A 19,745-nucleotide genomic window follows, 5' to 3' on the forward strand; every position below is an offset into this window, starting at 1 on the left:
GCAAAGAAGTACTTGCAAAGACATCTTTGCATTGCTATCTTCGACACATGGAAGAGCTGCCGGATGCCGTGAACCCCACCGAGGCGCGTCACAGCGAGGACCGTGTTCTCGACAGCGGCGCGCTGCGGGCGCTCGCTCATCCTCTGCGGGTGCGGATGTACGACATCCTCAGCCAGTACGGCCCTCAGACGGCGAGCTCGCTCGCCGAGATGACGGGGGAGTCGAGCGGATCGACGAGCTACCACCTCCGCGCCCTCGCCAAGCACGACCTCATCCGCGAGAGCGCGGGCCGGGGCACGGGCCGAGAGCGCTGGTGGGAGCGCCCCGAGGGCGGCGTCTCGTTCGCCAACCCCGAGGCCATGGCCACGCCGGCCGGGCGGGCGGCCTCTCAGATCGTCATGACCGAGTTCCTGCGCGGCCGCAATCAGCAGCTCATGGACTTCGTCGAGCGCGGGTTCAACGGCCTCGAGGACTTCTGGCAGAACGGCACGCTGATCTCGACCGCCACCACCCGCCTCACCCCCGAGCAGAGCAAAGAGCTCCAGCTCAAGATCATGGCGCTGATCGATGACGCCGTGGACACCTACCGCAATCAGACCGGCGAGAACGTCCGGCCCGTCAGCATCCGGGCCGATGTGTTCCCGCTCCCCGAGTTGGGAGAGAAGTCATGACCGCCATTCACGCCCCCCGCCTGCTCGCGCCCGCGACCCCGTTCGAGCGCTTCCTGCTCGGCACGGCCGCCCGACTCGATCGGATCGTCGCCGCGCGCCTCGAGCGTCGCGCCGCTCGAGCCGTCGCGGTGCGCCGGGATCCGGCATCCGATGCCGCCCTCGACGTCCGCGCACGCGCGACTCTGCTCGCACCGGTCGCGAACCAGCTCCGGTGACCTCGGCCACGGCGACGGGCGCACCCCCGAAGGCCCCGCTCTCACGCGACTTCGGCAAGCTCTGGACGGCTGCGGCGTTCAGCAACCTCGCGGACGGACTCGGGCGCACCGCGGTGCCGCTCATCGCGACGACGCTCACGCGCGACCCGCTCGCGATCGCGGCGATCGGCGCCCTGGCCTTCCTGCCCTGGCTCGTCTTCGGGCTTCCCGCCGGCATGATCGTCGACCGGTGGGATCGCCGGTGGATCATGGCGATCGCCAACACCCTGCGTGGTGGCACCGCAGTGGCTCTCGCCGTGCTCACGGTCACCGGTTCGCTCACCATCTGGTGGCTGTTCGTCGGCGTGCTCGTCTTCGGTTTCGGCGAGACGCTCTTCGACAATGCGACGAACGCGATCGTGCCCGCCCTGGTCGAGCGCCGTTCGCTCGATCGCGCCAACGGCTTCATGCAGGCTGCGCAGGTGACGATCGACAGCTTCATCGCCACACCGATCGCCGGCCTGCTCTTTGCGGTGTCGCTCGCCCTGCCGCTGTGGGTGGGGGCGGCCGGCTACACGATCCCGATCGCTCTCGCACTGCTGCTTCCGCTCGCGGCGGCTCGTGCGCAGGCGGGTTCCCGAGAGGCTGTCGAGCCGCTCGACAACGCAGCGGCGCAGGTCGCGGCATCCGGCGTCTCGGCTCGCGAGGCGGTCTCGTATCTCTGGAATCACCGGTTCCTGCGTTCGATGGTGATCTTCACCTCGATCATCGGCTGCGCGTTCGCCTTCGCACAGGCGCCGACGATCCTCTACTTCCTCGATGAACTGGATGTCGCGCCCGCCGCGATCGGCGTCGTGACGGCCGGGATCGGACTCGGCGCCCTCGCGGGATCGCTCGTCGCGGCGCGGCTGGTCGCGCGGTTCGGTCGTGGCGCGGTCATGCTGGGGGCCAACCTGCTCGCCGGGGTGTCGCTCTTCGGCGTGTGGGCGGCGCCCGAGCTCGCCACGGGCATCGTTGCGTACGCGCTCATGGCCTTCGCCGTGTCGACGTGGAACGTGCCGTGGGGGGCGTTGCGCCAGGCGATCGTGCCCGGTCGCATCTTCGGCCGTGTGCTGGGGATCATCCGCACCTTCACGTGGGGACTCTTCCCGTTCGCCACGCTCCTGGGCGGTCTCGTCGCGCGCGCGGACCTGCGACTGCCCTACGCCATCGCGGGGGTCGTGACGCTGGTCGCCACGGTCGTCTGCGTGCGTCTGCTGCGGGAGGCGTCGAACCACGACGAGCCCGAGCACTGACCCTGTGCAGGGGTCTCAGGCGAACTCGTCGTCCGCATCGTGCGTGACGACGGGTTCGCCGTCATGACCGAGGGTCACGATGATGCCGGTGTCGAGCTCGGCGATGGGCCGCCCCTCGAGCCACGTGAGCGTCCAGCGCGGGCGCGGTTGGCCGAGGTCGTCACCCGGGATGCTGTCGTCGACGCTCCGGATGCCGCGGACCACGGCATCCGGCACCGCCTTCGGCGGCTCGTCGCCCGGTGTCCAGCGCGTGCCGAGCTGCATCAGATCTCTCCGAGTTCGATGCCGGTCACCGAGAGCGCGTCGGCGTCGGCGTAGACGATCTCGGCGATCCGGCCGACGGCCTTGAGGTCGCCCTCGGCGAGCTGCACCGCAGCGATCGTCGCACCGGGTGCAGCGATCGTGAGGGTGTCGACGGGTGTCTTCTGCGATGCCTTCGCCTCGGTCTTGGCGCGGCGGACGCCCACGAGCGCCTCGCTCACGGCCTTGAGCACGGACGGGTCGCCCTCGATGCCGAGCGGCTCGGGCCAGGGGGCCGTGTGCACCGAGCCCTCTTCGAACCAGGACCACGACTCCTCCGCCGCGAACGCGAGCACGGGTGCGAACAGGCGCAGGAGCGTCGACAGCGCCGTGCGCAGTGCGAGGGCCGCGGATGCCTGACCGACGTCGGTCTGGTCGTACGCGCGCTCCTTGACGAGCTCGAGGTAGTCGTCGCAGAACGTCCAGAAGAACGACTCGGTCAGCTCGAGCGCGCGAGCGTGGTCGTACGCCTCGAAGGCCTTCGTGGCCTCGCGGACGACGCCGTCGAGGGTCGCGAGCATCGAGGCATCCAGCGCGTGCGTGATCTGCGCACCCTCCGGCACGGGGAACGACAGCACGAACTTCGAGGCGTTGAGCACCTTGATCGCGAGGCGACGACCGATCTTCACCTGCGTCGGGTTCTGCGGATCGAACGCCGCGTCGGCGCCGAGACGACTCGAGGCCGACCAGTAGCGGACCGCGTCGGTGCCGTGCTGGGCGAGGATGTCGGCCGGCGTGACGACGTTGCCCTTCGACTTCGACATCTTCTTGCGGTCGGGGTCGACGATGAAGCCCGAGATCGCGGCATGCGACCACGGAGCACGGTCGTCTTCGAGAGCGCTGCGCAGCATCGTCGAGAAGAGCCACGTGCGGATGATGTCCTGCCCCTGCGGGCGCACATCGAACGGGGCGACGAGACCCCACAGCTCGGGGTCCCGCTCCCAGCCTCCCGCGAGCTGCGGCGTGAGGGACGACGTCGCCCACGTGTCGAAGATGTCCTTCTCGCCCTCGAAACCCCCCGCGACCCCTCGCTGATCGGCCGAGTACCCGGGCGGCACATCGATCGTGGGGTCGACCGGCAGCGCAGCGAGATCGGGGGTGATGACGACGTCGAAGTCGCGGTCGCCGTTCTCGTCGAGGCCGTACCACACGGGGATCGGCACGCCGAAGAAGCGCTGGCGCGAGACGAGCCAGTCGCCGGTGAGACCCCCGACCCAGTTCTCGTAGCGCACCCGCATGAAGTCGGGATGCCAGGTCATCTCTTTTCCGAGCGCGACGAGCCGCTCGCGCAGAGACTCGTCACGAGCGCCGTTGCGCACGTACCACTGTCGCGTCGACACGATCTCGAGTGGGCGGTCGCCCTTCTCGTAGAACTTCACGGCGTGCGTGAAGGGCTTGGACACCGAGAGGATGTCGCCGGTCTCCTGCAGCTTCTCCACGAGCGCTTTGCGGCCCGAGAACACGGTCTTGCCGGCCATCTCGGCCTCGTACCACTCCGCACCCGCCGCGCCCAGCCCGGCGGGCGCGTCAGGCAGGAAGCGGCCGTCGAGTCCCAGGCTCGTGAGGTTGGGGAGATCGGAGCCGTCGGTGCGGCGGAGCTCGCGCCACCACACGATGTCGGTCACGTCGCCGAAGGTGCAGACCATCGCGACGCCGGTGCCCTTGTCGGGCTGCGCGAGATGGTGTCCGTGCACCTCGATCGGCGCCTCGAAGAAGGGCGTGAGCACCTTCTTGCCGATCGCGTCCTTGTGAGGGCCCTCGGGGTGGGTCACAAGGGCGATGCACGAGGGGAGCAGCTCGGGGCGCGTGGTCTCGATCTCGATCGAGCCGGAGCCGTCCGCGAAGGGGAACGCGACACGGTGGTAGGCGGCCGGCTGGTCGCGGTCCTCGAGCTCGGCCTGCGCGATGGCCGAGCGGAAGTCGATGTCCCACAGCGTCGGCGCGAGCGACTGATAGGCCTCACCGCGCTCGAGGTTGCGCAGGAAGGCCAGCTGGCTCGTGCGGATCGTGTCGTCCGAGATGGTGCGGTAGGTCTGCGTCCAGTCGACGCTGAGGCCGAGCTGGCGGAAGACCTCCTCGAAGGCCTTCTCGTCCTCGAGCGTCAGCGCTTCGCACAGATCGATGAAGTTGCGGCGGCTGATCGGCACCTGGTCCGCGGGCTTGAGGCTCTTCGCGTCGCCCTGGAACGGCGGAGTGAAGTCGGCGTCGTAGGGCAGCGACGGATCGCACCGCACGCCGTAGTAGTTCTGCACGCGCCGCTCGGTCGGCAGACCGTTGTCGTCCCAGCCCATCGGGTAGAACACCGTCTTGCCGCGCATGCGCTCGAAGCGCACCTTCACGTCGGTGTGCGTGTACGAGAAGACGTGGCCGATGTGCAGGGATCCGGACGCCGTCGGCGGAGGCGTGTCGACGGAGAACACCCCGTCGCGCCCGACCTCGGCGGCGCGCAGCCGATCGAACAGGTACGTGCCCTGCTGCTGCCACGCGGCATCCCACTTGGTCTCGAGACCTTCGAGCGCGGGCTTCTCGGGGATGGATGCATCGGCCATGGAGGTCTCCTAGCGATATATGCGGCACTGTGTGAGCGTGCCTGAGTGTGGGATGTCCCACGATTCTACCGCCGGGTCGTGCCCGATCAGTCCTGGACCTCGATCCCGAGGGTCGCGGCGAAGGCGGGCGCGAGCAGTTCGATCTGCCGGGACGAGAGCGTGACGCCGCGGAGGGATGCGGCATCCGTGTAGGAGAGCGCCTCGAGTCCGCGCAGATCCACGTCGTCCGCGCGCAGTCCGCGGGTGTCGACCTCGTCGGACCGCGTGTTCTCGAACGCGACGCGGTCGCATCGCGCCTGGGGCAGGTCGAGGGTCGTGATCGTGCAGTCCGCGATGAGCACGTCGTCGACCTGCGCGTTCGCGAGCGAGAGGTAGTCGATGCGGACGCCCCGCAGCTCGACCTCGTCGAGCTCGGCATCGGCGAGATCCAGCGTGCCGATACGGCCGCCGGCGATGCGCACGCGCTTGAGCCGGGCATCCCGCGCCGTCACGGTCGTCGCACGAAGCTCGTCGATCACGACGTCGACGAGCGTCGCACCGGTGAGCGTGAGATCGATGACGGATGCCGCGGCCACGCGACACTCCGAGATCTCGCTGTGCGAGGCATCCGACTTCTGCATCAACCCCGTGATCTCGAGACGGAAGTGCTCGTCGCGAGGGCGCAGGCCCTGCGCATCGTCCAGCCGCGGCGGAAGATCGGGCGGCGAGACGCGCGGGGGAGCAGGGGATTCGGCTCGACGTGCCATACCCCGACGCTACCGGCATCCGGCGCGAGCGCTCTTGCGCGGGGCCGGTAGACTGGGGGCACGAGCATCGATCCGGCCATCACCGGGGAGCTCTCGGAAGAACAGGGCTCCGGCCCCCAGTAGAACCGAGCGGGGCAGGCCCGTCACAGCCGCAGTGAGAGTGGCCGACCTGGTCGGCACGCGGGGTGGTACCGCGGTCCTCCGTCCGGGGGATCGTCCTCGCAGGAAGCAGTGGGCACGAGCCCACGACACGCAGACCTGCTGGAGTGACATGACCTACCCCAAGACCCGGACCGGGTCCTCGTTCGGACCCGCCGCCGTCGTGCCGAGCCCGCGGTTCCCCGAGATCGAGCGCGACACGCTCGCGTTCTGGGCCGAGGACGACACGTTCCGGGCATCCATCGACAACCGCGACGGCGCCGAGGAGTGGGTCTTCTACGACGGTCCGCCGTTCGCCAACGGCCTTCCGCACTACGGTCACCTGCTCACCGGCTACGCGAAAGACCTCTTCCCGCGCTTCCAGACGATGCGCGGCAAGCGCGTCGACCGCGTCTTCGGGTGGGACACGCACGGTCTTCCGGCCGAACTCGAGGCCATGAAGCAGCTCGGCATCACCGAGAAGGACGAGATCGAGGCCATGGGCATCGACGTCTTCAACGACAAGGCCCGCGAGTCGGTGCTCGCCTACACGCGCGAGTGGGAGGACTACGTCACGCGGCAGGCGCGGTGGGTGGATTTCGAGCGCGGCTACAAGACGCTCGACACGACCTACATGGAGTCGGTGCTGTGGGCGTTCAAGACCCTGCACGACAAGGGACTCGCGTACGAGGGTCACCGCGTGCTGCCCTACTGCTGGCGTGACGAGACCCCGCTGTCGAGCCACGAGCTGCGCATGGACGACGACGTCTACAAGATGCGCCAGGACCCGTCGGTCACGGTCACGTTCCCGCTGGTCGGGCTCAAGGCCGAGTCGCTCGGACTCACGGGCGTGCGCGCGTTGGCCTGGACGACCACGCCCTGGACACTGCCGACGAACCTCGCCCTCGCGGTGGGTCCGGGCATCCGGTACGTCGTCGTGCCCGGCGGCCCCGCCGGAGCCGCAGACGTGCCCGCCGGCGACGACCCCGAGGGGGCGACGGCGCACCGCTACCTGCTCGCCGACGACCTGCTCGCGGGCTACGCGAAAGACCTCGGCTACGACTCCGCCGACGCGGCGCGCGAGGCGGTCCTGCAGAGCGTCGTCGGCGCCGACCTCGCCGACGTGCAGTACGACCGGCTCTTCGACTACTACGCCGACGCCGCGACGTGGGGCACCGAGAGGGCCTGGCGCATCCTCGTCGACGACTACGTCACGACCTCCGACGGCACGGGCATCGTGCATCAGGCGCCCGCGTACGGCGAGGACGACCAGCGCGTCACCGAGGCCGCCGGCATCCCGCTCATCATGAGCCTCGACGACGGCGGTCGCTTCCTGCCGCAGGTGACGGATGTCGCGGGCGAGCTGTGGATGGATGCCAACACCCCGCTGATCCGCCTGCTCCGCGCCGAGGGGCGCCTGCTGCGGCTCGCGTCGTACGAGCACTCGTACCCGCACTGCTGGCGCTGCCGGAACCCCCTGATCTACAAGGCGGTGTCGAGCTGGTTCGTGCGGGTGACCGACATCAAGGACCGCATGCTCGCGAACAACGAGCAGATCACCTGGGTGCCCGAGAACGTCAAGCACGGGCAGTTCGGCAAGTGGCTCGAGGGAGCCCGCGACTGGTCGATCAGCCGCAACCGCTTCTGGGGCTCGCCCATCCCGGTGTGGAAGAGCGACGACCCCGAGTACCCGCGCATCGACGTCTACGGCTCGCTCGAGGAGCTCGAGCGCGACTTCGGCCGGCTGCCGCTCAACGCCGACGGGGAGCCCGACCTGCACCGCCCGTTCATCGACGAGCTGACGCGCCCGAATCCCGACGATCCGACGGGCAGGAGCACGATGCGGCGCATCGAGGACGTCCTGGATGTCTGGTTCGACTCCGCGTCGATGCCCTACGCGCAGGTGCACTACCCGTTCGAGAACCACGATTGGTTCGACGCGCACTCGCCCGCCGACTTCATCGTCGAGTACATCGGGCAGACGCGCGGATGGTTCTACGTCATGCACGTCCTGTCGACGGCGCTGTTCGATCGCCCGGCTTTCACGGGCGTCTCGTGCCACGGCATCGTCCTGGGCAGCGACGGCCTCAAGATGTCGAAGTCGCTGCGCAACTATCCCGACGTCTCCGAGGTGTTCGACCGCGACGGCTCCGACGCGATGCGGTGGTTCCTCATGGCTTCGTCGGTGCTGCGCGGCGGCAACCTGATCGTCACCGAGGAGGGCATCCGCGCCGGTGTGCGCGAGTTCCTGCTGCCGGTGTGGAACGCGTGGTACTTCTTCGCGACGTACGCCAACGCATCCGGCGACGGCTACGACGCCCAGTGGCGCACGGACTCCACGGACGTGCTCGACCGCTACATCCTCGCGCTCACGGGCGACCTCGTGCGCGATGTCGCCGCCGACCTCGAGGGCCTCGATTCGACGACGGCCGCCGCGCGGCTGCGCGACTTCGCCGAGGCGCTGACCAACTGGTACATCCGCCGCTCGCGCGACCGGTTCTGGGTCGGAGTCACCGATGATCCGAAGAGCCGAGAGGCGTTCGACACGCTCTACACGGTGCTCGAGACGCTCACGCGTGTCGCGGCTCCGCTGATCCCTCTCGTCTCGGAGCGCATCTGGCAGGGCCTCACGGGCGGCCGCAGCGTGCACCTGCAGGACTGGCCCGACGCGACGGCGTTCCCGCAGGCCGCTGACATCCGCGCGGCGATGGATGCCGTCCGCGAGGTCTCGAGCGTCGCCAACGCGCTCCGCAAGCGCGAGGGCAAGCGCGTACGTCTGCCGCTTCCGCGACTGACGGTCGTGGTCGCGGATGCCGCGGCCCTCGCGCAGTTCGACGACATCGTGCGCGAAGAGCTCAACGTGAAGGCCGTCGAGCTCGTCGAGCTCGCGGACGACACCGCCGCGTCCTACGGCATCACCCACCGGTTGTCTGTCAACGCCCGCGCGGCGGGTCCGCGGCTCGGCCGCGATGTGCAGCGGGCCATCCAGGGGGCGAAGGCGGGCGACTGGTCGCTCGAAGGCGATGTCGTCGTCGCGGGCGGTCTCGCGCTCGAGCCGGGGGAGTACGACCTCGTGCTCGAGACCTCGGGTCGCCCCGAGGGCGAGGCGCTCGCGCTTCTGGCAGGCGCCGGGTTCGTCCTGCTCGACACGACGACGACGCCCGAACTCGAGGCCGAGGGCCTCGCGCGTGACGTCATCCGCGCCGTGCAGGACACCCGCAAGGCGGCCGGCTTCGACGTGAGCGACCGCATCGCTCTCGGGCTCCTGTTCGCCGACGCTGCCGACGGCGCGGCGATCGAGTCGGCGTTCGACGTCGCCGACATCGCGGGTGAGACCCTCGCGGTGGAGCACACGATCGCGATCGCGGGACGTGAGGCGCTGGCGTGGACCTCCGAGCCGCCGAGCGACGTGCCGGACCACCTCGCGGAGTTCGCGGCCGGAGCGTTCGCGAACAGGGGTGCATTCACGGTGTCGGTGACGCGCAAGGAGGCCGCGAAGTGAGCGATCGCGAGAGGGCGGATGCCGTCTACACCGCGCTTCTGCAGCGTCAGGGCGAGCGATGGGTCCAGCCGCGTGTCGAACGCACGGCGCGCGTGCTCGAGCTGCTCGACGATCCGCAGAGGACCTACCGGGTCATCCACGTCACGGGCACGAACGGCAAGACGTCGACGGCTCGCCTGATCGAGAGTCTCGTGCGCGCCCTCGGCCTGCGCACGGGCCTGTTCACGAGTCCGCACCTGGAGCGCTTCACCGAGCGCATCATGGTCGACGGCGAGCCGATCGGCGACGCCGCGATCGCCGATGCCTGGGATGAGATCGACCCGTTCGTGGCGATCGTCGATGCCGAGCTCGAGGCCGCCGGCGACGCCCGCCTCACGTTCTTCGAGCTGCTGACGGTGCTCGCGTTCGTCGCGTTCGCCGACGCGCCGATCGACGTGCTTGTGCTCGAGGTCGGCATGGGCGGCGCGTGGGACTCGACCAACACCGCCGATGGCGACGTCGCGGTGTTCGCGCCGATCGACATCGACCACGCCGACCGCCTCGGCGAGACGATCCCCGACATCGCGGCGGTCAAGGCGGGCATCGTCAAGCAGGGCGCGGCCGTCGTCTCGGCGCAGCAGCATCCCGCAGCAGCCGCCGTGCTGCGTACCGCCGCTGCCACGAAGGGCGCCACGATCGCCTTCGAGGGCGCCGAGTTCGGGCTCGTCGAACAGCGACTCGCCGTCGGGGGCCAGCTCATCACGGTGCGCGGCCTCGCCGGCACCTACGAAGACCAGTACCTCCCGCTCTACGGCGCCCACCAGGGCTTCAACGCGGCCCTGGCGATCGCTGCGGTGGAGTCCCTGATCGGCGGCGGCACGCAGCCTCTCACGGGCGACGTCCTCGCCGACGGCCTCGGGGGAGCGACCTCGCCCGGACGACTGCAGCTGGTCGGCACCAATCCGACGGTGCTGGTGGATGCCGCGCACAATCCGCACGGCGCGCGCGCCCTCGCGGCCGCCCTGCAGGACTCGTTCGATTTCGACGAGTGGGGTGTCGTGCTCGGGATCCTCGCCGACAAGGACGCCGACGGGATCGTCGCCGAGCTCGCCCCGATCGCGGCGCACGTGTTCGCGACGTCGCCTGATTCGGAGCGTGCGAGCGAGGCCGACGCGGTCGCCGACCTCGCCGAGGCCCGCGATCTGCCGGTGACGGTGCACGCGGATGCCTCGGCCGCGGCGGAGGCGGCGCGCGAGTGGGCCGCGGCATCGGATCGACGTGCCGTCGTCATCGCGGGATCCGTCGTCCTCGCCGGCGAGGCGATCTCGCTTGCCGAGGCCGACGACTGGAAGAGCGGGTGGCGCTCGTGAGCGAGGCGGCACCGCGGCCGCGACGTGCGCGGGGCGCGGCGGAGTCCCTCGCCTCGATCGTGCTCGCCTTCGAGTCGGTCGTGGCGTTCCTCGCCGGTCTCGTGCTCTATGGCTTGAAGGCGCTCCCCGACGGCATCGAGCCCTGGTGGGGGATCGTCGCGGGCACGGTGCTCGCGGTCATCATGATCCTCACCGGCCGTGTCGTGCGGTACCCCTGGGGGATCGCACTGGGCTGGGCGCTGCAGATCGTCGTCGCGCTCGGCGCATTCCTCGAACCGGCACTCCTGATCGTCGCCCTCGTTTTCGGCGGCCTCTACGGATATGCCACCATCAAGGGGGCCGCTCTCGACCGGCGCAACGCGCGGCTCGCGGCGTCCACCCCTCCCGACGAATCCTGAACCGAACGGACCAACGCATGCCCACGGAAGAGACCCTCGTCCTCGTCAAGCCCGACGGAGTCGCGCGCGGCCTGACCGGCGCGATCCTGGCACGGATCGAAGCGAAGGGCTACGCGCTCGTCGACATCCGTCTCGTCGAGCCCGATCGCTCCACGCTCGAGAAGCACTACGCCGAGCACGAGGGCAAGCCCTTCTACGAGCCGCTGCTCGAGTTCATGATGTCCGGTCCGTCGGTGGCGATCCGCCTTGCGGGGAACCGTGTCATCGAGGGGTTCCGCTCGCTCGCGGGCACGACCGACCCGACGACCGCGGCGCCGGGCACCATCCGCGGCGACTTCGGTCGCGACTGGGGCCTGAAGGTCCAGCAGAACCTCGTGCACGGCTCGGACAGCCCCGAGTCCGCGGCGCGCGAGCTCGCGATCTGGTTCTGAGTCCTATCGGAACAGGTCGTTCACGATCTGCACGACCGCGTTCATCTCGAGCTGGGCGAGCAGGAGGATGGTCGCGTAGCTGAGGATCGCCGCGAGCGGCACCCACGCCATGCCGGCGCCCGCCGCCTTGCGCACTCGAGCGGACGCCGGCACGATCCCGGCGCGCAGCACGTGCAGGGTCACGGCGTAGAACGTGGGGATCGTGACCGCCCAGGTCACCATGCACCACGGGCAGAGGGTGTGCAGGTCGTAGATGCTCTGGCTGATGAGCCAGATGACGAAGCCGAAGGCGAAGGCGATCCCCGCCCAGAACGCGATCCAGAACCATCGTGCGAACCGCGCGCCGGCCAGGATGGCCGCACCGACGACGATGGGAGCGACCCAGCCCGCGAGGCCGAGGAGGGGGTTCGGGAATCCGAACACACTGCCCTGCCACGAGCCCAGGTTGGCGCTGCACTGCACGAGAGGGCTGATGTCGCAGGCGGCGCCCGCGTCGGGATCGACGAGCGCGTGGAGCTTCTCGATCGTGAGGGAGAAGGCCGCCCACCAGCCGATCGCTCCGGCGAGGATGAGCCACACCGCCAGGGCGGTCGGGCGGGTGTGCGTCTGGGGCTGGGCCATGCTCGGATTATCCCAGCGCACGGCTGGATGCATGCCGCGATCGGGCCGTGAAACGCCCTGGCGGGATCCAAGGCGAGCAATCGACGCCCGAAAGTGCGATAATGCTCATGATGCTTCGCGGCCGCGCCGCCATACGCATCACAGAAGACTTCAGGGCAACGAACGCCCTCGCAGCACGAGCCGCAGAGCCGGCTGCAGACCGACTGAGTTTGCGGCACCGCAGGTGCGGCGCCGCCGAGATTTCGCCGGGCGATGCGCGGTGTCGCCCCGCAAGGAGTACGCCAGCGATGGCCGATGACACGAACGAACAGCACGAGCCGCAGATCGACGCGGCCGCAGATCTGACCACCGAGCCCGCGACCGAGTCGTCGGCGGACGCCGCGACCGAGTCCGTCGATCCGTCGACGGATGCGACGCCCGACGTCGCGGCGGCGGTCGAGCCCGAGGGCGCGCCGCAGGACGACGGCGCGACGGAGCCCGAGGCGGCTGCAGAGCCGGACACGACCTCGGAGCGGGAGACGACCGCCCAGCCCGAGGCGACCTCCGAGCCCGAGGCGGACGCGGAGCCTGCACCGGCGACGGAGCCTGAAGACGTTCCCGAGGCCGCCGGCGAGCCCGACGCGACTTCCGAGTCGGCCGGCGAGCCCGATGCGACTTCCGAGTCGGCCGAGCCCGAGAAGGAGGCCGAGCCGGCCGAGCCCGAGAAGCCGGTCACCGCGGTCTCGCTCGGCCTGCTGCCCGAGACCTTCGTCTCTGCGGTCTCGACGTCGCTCATGTTCTACGCGCCCGAGTTCGTGCCGCTTCCGACGCGCCCCGGTCAGCCGCCGCGCGACGAGACGCCCGACGAGCAGCCGACGGGCACGAGCGCGCGCCGCCGCGGTCGTCGTCGTGGTGGCGAGGGCGGAGGCGAGGCATCCGAGGCCCCCGCGCAGCCGGCCCACCGTCAGCGCGCCGTGGAGTTCATCACCGAGCCGCAGCGCATCAAGGGATCGACGCGCCTCGAGGCCAAGAAGCAGCGCCGTCGCGACGGTCGCGAGGCAGGTCGTCGCCGCGCCGTCGTGACCGAGGCGGAGTTCCTCGCTCGCCGCGAGGCCGTCGACCGAGAGATGATCGTGCGCTCCAAGAACGGACGCATCCAGATCGCCGTGCTCGAGGACAACGTGCTCGTCGAGCATTACGTCGCGCGCAACCAGGACGCCTCGCTCATCGGCAACGTCTACCTCGGCCGCGTGCAGAACGTGCTGCCGAGCATGGAGGCCGCGTTCGTCGACATCGGTCGCGGCCGCAACGCCGTACTGTACTCCGGCGAGGTGGATTGGGATGCCGTCGAGACGGGCAACCAGCCGCGGCGCATCGAGCTCGCTCTCAAGAGCGGCGACCGCGTCCTCGTGCAGGTCACGAAGGACCCCGTCGGCCACAAGGGCGCCCGCCTCACGAGCCAGATCTCGCTGCCGGGCCGCTACCTCGTGTACGTGCCGGGCGGCGCCATGAACGGCATCTCTCGCAAGCTCCCCGACACCGAGCGGGCCCGCCTGAAGAAGATCCTCAAGGAGGTCCTTCCCGAGTCGGCCGGCGTCATCGTGCGCACCGCGGCCGAGGGCGCCACCGAGGAGCAGCTGACGCTCGACGTGCAGCGACTCACGAGCCAGTGGGAGCACGTGTCGACGCAGGTCGATTCGATCCAGGCCCCCGCGCTCCTGCATTCCGAGCCGGACCTCCTCGTCAAGATCGTGCGCGACGTCTTCAACGAGGACTTCACCAAGATGCTCATCCAGGGCGAAGAGGCGTACGGGACGATCACGTCGTACCTCGCCAGCGTCGCACCCGACCTGCTCGAGCGCGTCGAGCGCTACGAGAGCGAGATCGACCCCTTCGACGCCCACCGTGTGACGGAGCAGATCGAGAAGGCGCTCGACCGCAAGGTGTGGCTGCCCTCCGGCGGCTCGCTCGTCATCGACCGCACCGAGGCCATGACCGTCGTCGACGTCAACACCGGCAAGTTCGTCGGCTCGGGCGGGAACCTCGAGGAGACCGTCACGAAGAACAACCTCGAGGCGGCCGAGGAGATCGTGCGCCAGCTGAGGCTGCGCGACATCGGCGGCATCATCGTCGTGGACTTCATCGACATGGTGCTCGAGTCCAACCGCGATCTCGTGCTGCGCCGGCTCGTCGAGTGCTTGAGCCGCGACCGGACCAAGCACCAGGTCGCGGAGGTCACGTCGCTCGGTCTCGTGCAGATGACCCGCAAGAAGCTCGGGCTCGGACTCCTCGAGACGTTCAGCGAGGCGTGCGAGGTCTGCGCCGGCCGCGGAGTCATCGTGCACCACGACCCGGTCGTCAAGCACCGCGTGCCGCTCACGGGCAGCGCTCAGGGTGGGCGGCGTCCCCGCAACGGCGGCGGCAGCAGTGCCCCCGCGGCGGGATCGAACGGCGGCACGCATACGATCACCGAGGGCGCGAAGTCCGCGCTCGCGCAGATCGCGGCATCCACGATCCATCATCATGACGAGCAGCCGGCGTCCGAGGCAGCCGCCGAGCCGGTCGTCGAGGCGCCGACGGAGCGCCCGAAGAAGCCGCGCAAGAAGCGCGAGCCCGCCTCGCGAGCCCCCAAGACCGAGAAGGACATGCTGCTGGACTCCGTGCTCAGCGCGCTCCCCGAGCCGAAGGCACCCGGTCAGGGCCGGGGGCGCCGCCGCGTGACGACCGCAGCGCTGACCGGCACGCCGGTCACCCCGCCGACGGGGGAGTAGCGCTACGACTGCGCGCGGCGGGCCTTGCCCGTCACGCGCAGTCCGGAGGCGATGAGCCGCCGGACGAGCTCCCGACCTTCGACGTGCTGCGCGCCCGCGGCCACGAGGCGGGCGTGCGCCTCTTCGGGGACGTCGTAGTGGTCGAGATCGAACCCGCGGCGCGGGATGCCGTTGGCCGCGGCGAACGCGTGCAGCTCGTCGAGATCGCTGTCGCTCACGAGATGCGCCCACAGCCTGCCGTGCGCGGGCCAGCGCGCGTCGTCGATGAGGATGGCCATGGCGAGAGCCTAGTGACCGGATGCCGCGACACGGTCGCCGTTGCTTTTGCGGGTTGGTCCGGCATCCGGTAAAGTAGTCCTTTGGTGCGTCCCATGCGCATGCCTCACGGCGTGTGCTCGACAGTCCGGCAACCGGCCGGAGACAGTCCGCACCGCGATTTCCCCGTCTTTACGGACAATCCGGAGCCGTGTGCTCCCAGACGAAACAGGTGTGAAGTGGTTTACGCAGTTGTGCGAGCCGGCGGCCGGCAGGAGAAGGTGGAGGTCGGCACGATCGTCGTCCTCGACCGCCAGAAGGCCAAGGTGGGCGACTCGATCGAACTGCCCGTCATCCTGCATGTCGACGGCGACGCCGTGACCACCGATGCCGACAAGCTCGCGAAGGTCACCGTCACCGCCGAGGTGCTCGGTGAGGAGCGCGGTCCGAAGATCGTCATCCAGAAGTTCAAGAACAAGACCGGTTACAAGAAGCGCCAGGGGCACCGTCAGGACCTCACGCGCGTCAAGGTCACCGGCATCAAGTAAGTCCAGGAAGAGACTCGAGATGGCACACAAAAAGGGCGCAAGCTCCACCCGCAACGGTCGTGACTCCAACGCACAGCGCCTCGGCGTGAAGCGCTTCGGCGGACAGAAGGTCCTCGCCGGCGAGATCATCGTCCGTCAGCGCGGAACGCACTTCCACCCCGGTGCGAACGTCGGCCGCGGTGGCGACGACACGCTCTTCGCTCTCGAAGCGGGCGCTGTCGAGTTCGGCACGAAGGGCGGCCGCAAGGTCGTCAACATCGTCGCAGCTGCGGTCGCGGAGTAATCCGCGCACAGCGCACATCTTTCGCGAAGGGGGCGGGCTGATGCTCGCCCCCTTCGCTGCATTGTTTCAGGAGGACACCCGTGGTCACGTTCGTCGATGAGGTGACGCTGCATCTGCGCGCCGGTAAGGGCGGCAACGGCTGCGTCTCGGTCAAGCGCGAGAAGTTCAAGCCCCTCGCCGGCCCTGACGGCGGCACCGGCGGTCACGGCGGCGACGTCGTGCTGGTCGCCGACCCGCAGGTGACGACGCTCCTGTCGTACCACCACGGGCCTCACCGGTCGGCGGGCAACGGCGGCTTCGGCATGGGCGATCACCGGTCCGGCGCGCACGGCGAGTCGCTCGAGCTGCCGGTCCCGGTGGGCACCGTCGTGAAGGACCCCGACGGCACGGTCCTCGTCGACATGATCGAACCGGGCATGCGCTTCGTCGCCGCCCCCGGTGGGATCGGCGGGCTCGGCAACGCGGTCCTCGCGAACCCCAAGCGGAAGGCTCCCGGGTTCGCGCTCCTGGGCACGCCCGGCTGGGAGGGCGACGTCGTCCTCGAGCTCAAGACCGTCGCCGATGTCGCATTGGTCGGGTTCCCCTCGGCCGGCAAGTCGAGCCTCATCGCCGCGATGTCGGCTGCGCGGCCGAAGATCGCCGACTATCCGTTCACGACCCTCCACCCGAATCTCGGCGTCGTCCAGGCGGGCGACGTGCGCTACACGGTCGCCGACGTCCCCGGACTCATCGAAGGCGCGAGCGAAGGGAAGGGGCTCGGTCTCGAGTTCCTCCGTCACGTCGAGCGGTGCACCGCGCTCGTGCACGTGCTCGACTGTGCCACGCTCGATCCGGGTCGCGACCCGATCTCCGATCTCGACGTCATCCTCGGCGAGCTCGGCGCCTATCCGGTGCCGGAGGGACAGCTGCCGCTCCTGGAGCGCCCGCAGATCATCGCGCTGAACAAGGTCGACGTCCCCGAGGCGAAGGATCTCGCGGACCTCGTGCGTCCGGAGCTGGAAGCCCGGGGGTTCCGCGTCTTCGAGATCTCCACGGTGAGTCACGAGGGTCTTCGCCAGCTCAACTTCGCGCTCGGCGACATCGTCGCGAAGCACCGGCTCGAGCAGGCGAGCGCGCCCGCTCCGGAGCGCATCGTCATCCGCCCTCGGGGCTCCGAGAAGGAGTTCACCGTGCGGGTCGAAGGCGGCTCCTACGGCACGTTCTACCGCATCCTCGGTGTGAAGCCCGAGCGCTGGGTGCAGCAGACCGACTTCCAGAACGAAGAGGCGGTGGGATACCTCGCCGACCGGCTCGACAAGCTCGGCGTCGATCTGGAGCTCTTCCGCGCGGGAGCCATCCCGGGGGCGACGGTCGTCATCGGCGAAGGCGACGGCATCATCTTCGACTGGGATCCCTCCATGACATCGGCCGCCGAGGTGATGACCGCGCCGCGCGGGCACGACCCCCGCATGTTCACCGACAACCGCCGCACGACCTCGGAGCGACGCGAGCGCTACCACGAGCGGATGGACGCGAAAGCCGAGGCCCGAGCCGAGCTCGAGTCGGAGCGCCTCGCCGGGCGGGGCTGGGACGAGGCCGAGGGCGACGCGTGAGCGCGCTCGATCGCGCTCAGATCCCCACGGCGCGACGCGTCGTGGTCAAGGTCGGCTCCTCGTCGATCAGCGGTGACGCGGCGCACCGCATCGACACGATCGTCGAGGCGATCGCACGGGCGCACGCGCGCGGCACCGAGATCGTCCTGGTGTCGTCCGGAGCGATCGCGACCGCCCTCCCGTTCCTGGATCTCGGCGGGCGGCCCAACGACCTCGCGACGCAGCAGGCGGCGGCCGCCGTCGGGCAGAACGTGCTGATGTGGCGGTATCAGACGTCGCTCGATCGGTTCCGCATCCTCGCAGGCCAGGTCCTGTTGACCGCGGGCGACCTCGAGAACAGCACGCACCGCTCCAACGCGCGCCGCGCGATGGAGCGCCTGATGGGGTTGCGCATCCTTCCGATCGTCAACGAGAACGACACCGTCGCGACGCACGAGATCCGCTTCGGCGACAACGACCGCCTCGCCGCCCTCGTGGCGCAGCTCATCGGCGCCGACGCTCTCGTGCTGCTGAGCGACATCGACACCCTCTACACCAAGCCGCCGTCGGAGCCGGGTGCCCAGCCCATCCGCCACGTCGCGTACGGCGACGACCTCGGTGCGTTCGAGTTCGGCTCGGTCGTCGTCAACAGCGTCGGCACGGGCGGAGCCGCGACCAAGGTCTCGGCCGCGCGCCTGGCGACGGCCTCGGGCATCGGCGTGCTCGTGACGAGTGCGGACCTCGTGGACGCAGCGCTGACGGGCCACGACATCGGCACCTGGTTCGCCCCGAATCCCGAGCCCGCGGCCGCTCCCGTCACAGGCCCCGTGCGCACGGCCGGCGAAGCGGTCGCCGCCGATAGGCTGGGCGCGTGACGACGACTGCGACGACCGCGCGCGAGCGCATGCTGCTCGCGAAGGATGCCGCGCGCTCGATCGGCCTGCTGAGCGATGCCCGCAAGCGCGACGCCCTGCTCGCCATCGCCGATGCGATCGACGCCGAGGCGAGTGGGATCGAGGCTGCGAATGCCGACGACCTGGCTCGGGGCCGCGCCTCCGGCATGGCCGCCGGCCTGCTGGATCGCCTGCGTCTCGACGCTCCGCGCATCGCGGCTCTGGCCGCCGCGGTCCGCGACATCGCGGATCTGCCCGACCCGGTCGGGCGGGTGCTCGATTCCCGCACGCTGTCCAGCGGCGTCGAGGTGACGAAGGTCTCGGTGCCGTTCGGCGTCGTCGGCTCCATCTACGAAGCACGACCGAACGTCACCGTCGACATCGCTGCCCTCGCCCTGCGCTCGGGGAACGCGGTGGTGCTCCGCGGCGGCACCGCCGCAGAGCAGACCAACGGCGCTCTCGTGCGTGCGATGCGCGGGGCCCTCGTCGCGCAGGGACTGGATCCCGAGGCGATCCAGACGGTCGACGAGTTCGGCCGCGAAGGGGCGAAGGACCTCATGCAGGCGCGCGGCATCGTCGACGTGCTCGTCCCGCGCGGCAGTGCGCAGCTCATCGAGACGGTCGTGACCGAGTCATCCGTCCCTGTCATAGAGACCGGCGCCGGAGTCGTGCACATCGTGCTCGATGCGACGGCACCGCTCGACTGGGCGCGCGACATCGTCGTGAACGCCAAGGTGCAGCGGCCCAGCGTGTGCAACTCGGTGGAGACGGTGCTGGTGCATCGGGATGCCGCGGCCCGTGTCGTCGGTCCCGTCGTCGCCGCACTGCAGGAGAACGGCGTCGTGGTGCACGGCGACCCAGAGATCTCGTCGATCGCCGGCGGCGGCGTCGTAGCGGCGACCGACGAGGACTGGTCGACTGAGTACCTCGGACTCGAGATCGCGATGCGTGTCGTCGACGATCTCGACGAGGCCCTCGAGCACATCCGGCGCTACTCGACGCACCACACGGAGTCCATCGTGACGGAGGATGCCGCGAGCGCCGAGCGATTCCTCGCCGAGGTCGATTCGGCCGTCGTGATGGCGAACGCCTCGACGCGATTCACCGACGGCGGCGAGTTCGGCTTCGGCGCGGAAGTGGGAATCTCGACACAGAAGCTGCACGCCCGCGGCCCGATGGGTCTCAGCGAACTGACGAGCACCAAGTGGCTCGCCCGCGGAGCGGGACAGGTGCGCGCCTGAGTCGGCGACG

At 69.8% G+C, this 19,745-nt stretch carries 18 protein-coding genes; 13 read left to right on the forward strand and 5 right to left on the reverse strand.

Going from position 1 to position 19,745, the window contains the following annotated elements; all coding sequences use genetic code 11:
* Positions 1-47: 47 nt before the first annotated feature.
* Genes ACTIFV_RS09845 through ACTIFV_RS09855 form a run of 3 tightly spaced genes read left to right on the forward strand, consistent with a single transcriptional unit; the run spans position 48 to position 2,160 of the window.
* The gene (locus tag ACTIFV_RS09845; protein WP_439592604.1) at positions 48-671 is read left to right on the forward strand and encodes a helix-turn-helix domain-containing protein; all 624 of its coding nucleotides are present in this window, start codon (positions 48-50) and stop codon (positions 669-671) included.
* The gene (locus ACTIFV_RS09850) at positions 668-886 is read left to right on the forward strand and encodes a hypothetical protein (protein ID WP_439592605.1); all 219 of its coding nucleotides are present in this window, start codon (positions 668-670) and stop codon (positions 884-886) included. Before ACTIFV_RS09845 ends, ACTIFV_RS09850 begins: the two co-directional genes overlap by 4 nt.
* On the forward strand, positions 883-2,160 hold the full coding sequence (locus ACTIFV_RS09855) for an MFS transporter (protein ID WP_439592606.1): 1,278 nt from the start codon (positions 883-885) through the stop codon (positions 2,158-2,160). The genes ACTIFV_RS09850 and ACTIFV_RS09855 overlap by 4 nt, the downstream gene beginning before the upstream one ends.
* Before the next feature lie 15 nt (positions 2,161-2,175).
* On the opposite strand, the gene ACTIFV_RS09860 is transcribed toward ACTIFV_RS09855, so the two are convergent.
* The 3 genes from ACTIFV_RS09860 to ACTIFV_RS09870 form a co-directional block, all read right to left on the reverse strand.
* Positions 2,176-2,424 carry a hypothetical protein gene (locus tag ACTIFV_RS09860; RefSeq protein ID WP_439592607.1) on the reverse strand — a complete coding sequence of 83 codons (249 nt, stop codon included), beginning with the start codon at positions 2,422-2,424 and terminating at the stop codon, positions 2,176-2,178.
* Positions 2,424-5,009 carry a valine--tRNA ligase gene (valS, locus tag ACTIFV_RS09865; RefSeq protein ID WP_439592608.1) on the reverse strand — a complete coding sequence of 862 codons (2,586 nt, stop codon included), beginning with the start codon at positions 5,007-5,009 and terminating at the stop codon, positions 2,424-2,426. The genes ACTIFV_RS09860 and valS overlap by 1 nt, the downstream gene beginning before the upstream one ends.
* Positions 5,010-5,095: 86 nt before the next feature.
* A complete protein-coding gene (locus tag ACTIFV_RS09870; RefSeq protein ID WP_439592609.1) occupies positions 5,096-5,755 on the reverse strand; it encodes a pentapeptide repeat-containing protein in 660 nt (219 codons plus the stop codon).
* 271 nt (positions 5,756-6,026) lie between these two features.
* Between ACTIFV_RS09870 and ileS the strand changes: the two genes are divergently transcribed.
* The 4 genes from ileS to ndk are packed head-to-tail and all read left to right on the forward strand — an operon-like array spanning position 6,027 to position 11,573.
* Positions 6,027-9,395 (forward strand): isoleucine--tRNA ligase, encoded by a 3,369-nt coding sequence (gene ileS, locus ACTIFV_RS09875; RefSeq protein WP_439592610.1) that lies wholly within the window; start codon positions 6,027-6,029, stop codon positions 9,393-9,395.
* Complete coding sequence (locus tag ACTIFV_RS09880; RefSeq protein ID WP_439592611.1) at positions 9,392-10,744, forward strand: bifunctional folylpolyglutamate synthase/dihydrofolate synthase; 1,353 nt, start codon at positions 9,392-9,394, stop codon at positions 10,742-10,744. The genes ileS and ACTIFV_RS09880 overlap by 4 nt, the downstream gene beginning before the upstream one ends.
* Positions 10,732-11,142 carry a DUF4233 domain-containing protein gene (locus ACTIFV_RS09885; RefSeq protein ID WP_439592612.1) on the forward strand — a complete coding sequence of 137 codons (411 nt, stop codon included), beginning with the start codon at positions 10,732-10,734 and terminating at the stop codon, positions 11,140-11,142. The genes ACTIFV_RS09880 and ACTIFV_RS09885 overlap by 13 nt, the downstream gene beginning before the upstream one ends.
* 17 nt (positions 11,143-11,159) lie before the next feature.
* Positions 11,160-11,573 (forward strand): nucleoside-diphosphate kinase, encoded by a 414-nt coding sequence (ndk, locus tag ACTIFV_RS09890; protein ID WP_439592613.1) that lies wholly within the window; start codon positions 11,160-11,162, stop codon positions 11,571-11,573.
* A gap of 3 nt (positions 11,574-11,576) precedes the next feature.
* Here ndk and ACTIFV_RS09895 read toward each other — a convergent pair whose 3' ends face one another.
* Positions 11,577-12,194, reverse strand: coding sequence for a vitamin K epoxide reductase family protein (locus ACTIFV_RS09895; RefSeq protein WP_439592614.1), 618 nt, complete (start codon positions 12,192-12,194; stop codon positions 11,577-11,579).
* A gap of 287 nt (positions 12,195-12,481) precedes the next feature.
* Here ACTIFV_RS09895 and ACTIFV_RS09900 point away from each other — a divergent pair, with 287 nt between their 5' ends.
* Positions 12,482-14,944 (forward strand): Rne/Rng family ribonuclease, encoded by a 2,463-nt coding sequence (locus tag ACTIFV_RS09900; RefSeq protein ID WP_439592615.1) that lies wholly within the window; start codon positions 12,482-12,484, stop codon positions 14,942-14,944.
* Between the two features lie 2 nt (positions 14,945-14,946).
* Here ACTIFV_RS09900 and ACTIFV_RS09905 read toward each other — a convergent pair whose 3' ends face one another.
* Complete coding sequence (locus ACTIFV_RS09905) at positions 14,947-15,222, reverse strand: DUF4031 domain-containing protein (protein ID WP_439592616.1); 276 nt, start codon at positions 15,220-15,222, stop codon at positions 14,947-14,949.
* 216 nt (positions 15,223-15,438) lie between these two features.
* Here ACTIFV_RS09905 and rplU point away from each other — a divergent pair, with 216 nt between their 5' ends.
* From rplU to ACTIFV_RS09930, 5 genes are all read left to right on the forward strand, one after another.
* Positions 15,439-15,747 (forward strand): 50S ribosomal protein L21, encoded by a 309-nt coding sequence (gene rplU, locus ACTIFV_RS09910; protein WP_439592617.1) that lies wholly within the window; start codon positions 15,439-15,441, stop codon positions 15,745-15,747.
* A gap of 19 nt (positions 15,748-15,766) precedes the next feature.
* Positions 15,767-16,030, forward strand: coding sequence for a 50S ribosomal protein L27 (gene rpmA / locus ACTIFV_RS09915; RefSeq protein WP_439592618.1), 264 nt, complete (start codon positions 15,767-15,769; stop codon positions 16,028-16,030).
* An 80-nt stretch (positions 16,031-16,110) separates the two neighbouring features.
* Entirely contained in the window at positions 16,111-17,622 is a 1,512-nt protein-coding gene (gene obgE / locus ACTIFV_RS09920; RefSeq protein ID WP_439592619.1) for a GTPase ObgE, read from the forward strand.
* Positions 17,619-18,476, forward strand: coding sequence for a glutamate 5-kinase (gene proB / locus ACTIFV_RS09925; RefSeq protein ID WP_439592620.1), 858 nt, complete (start codon positions 17,619-17,621; stop codon positions 18,474-18,476). Before obgE ends, proB begins: the two co-directional genes overlap by 4 nt.
* Positions 18,473-19,735, forward strand: coding sequence for a glutamate-5-semialdehyde dehydrogenase (locus tag ACTIFV_RS09930; RefSeq protein WP_439592621.1), 1,263 nt, complete (start codon positions 18,473-18,475; stop codon positions 19,733-19,735). Before proB ends, ACTIFV_RS09930 begins: the two co-directional genes overlap by 4 nt.
* The last annotated feature ends 10 nt before the right edge of the window (positions 19,736-19,745 follow it).

It is taken from the genome of Microbacterium sp. (genome assembly GCF_051860965.1).
Classification (GTDB): domain Bacteria; phylum Actinomycetota; class Actinomycetes; order Actinomycetales; family Microbacteriaceae; genus Microbacterium.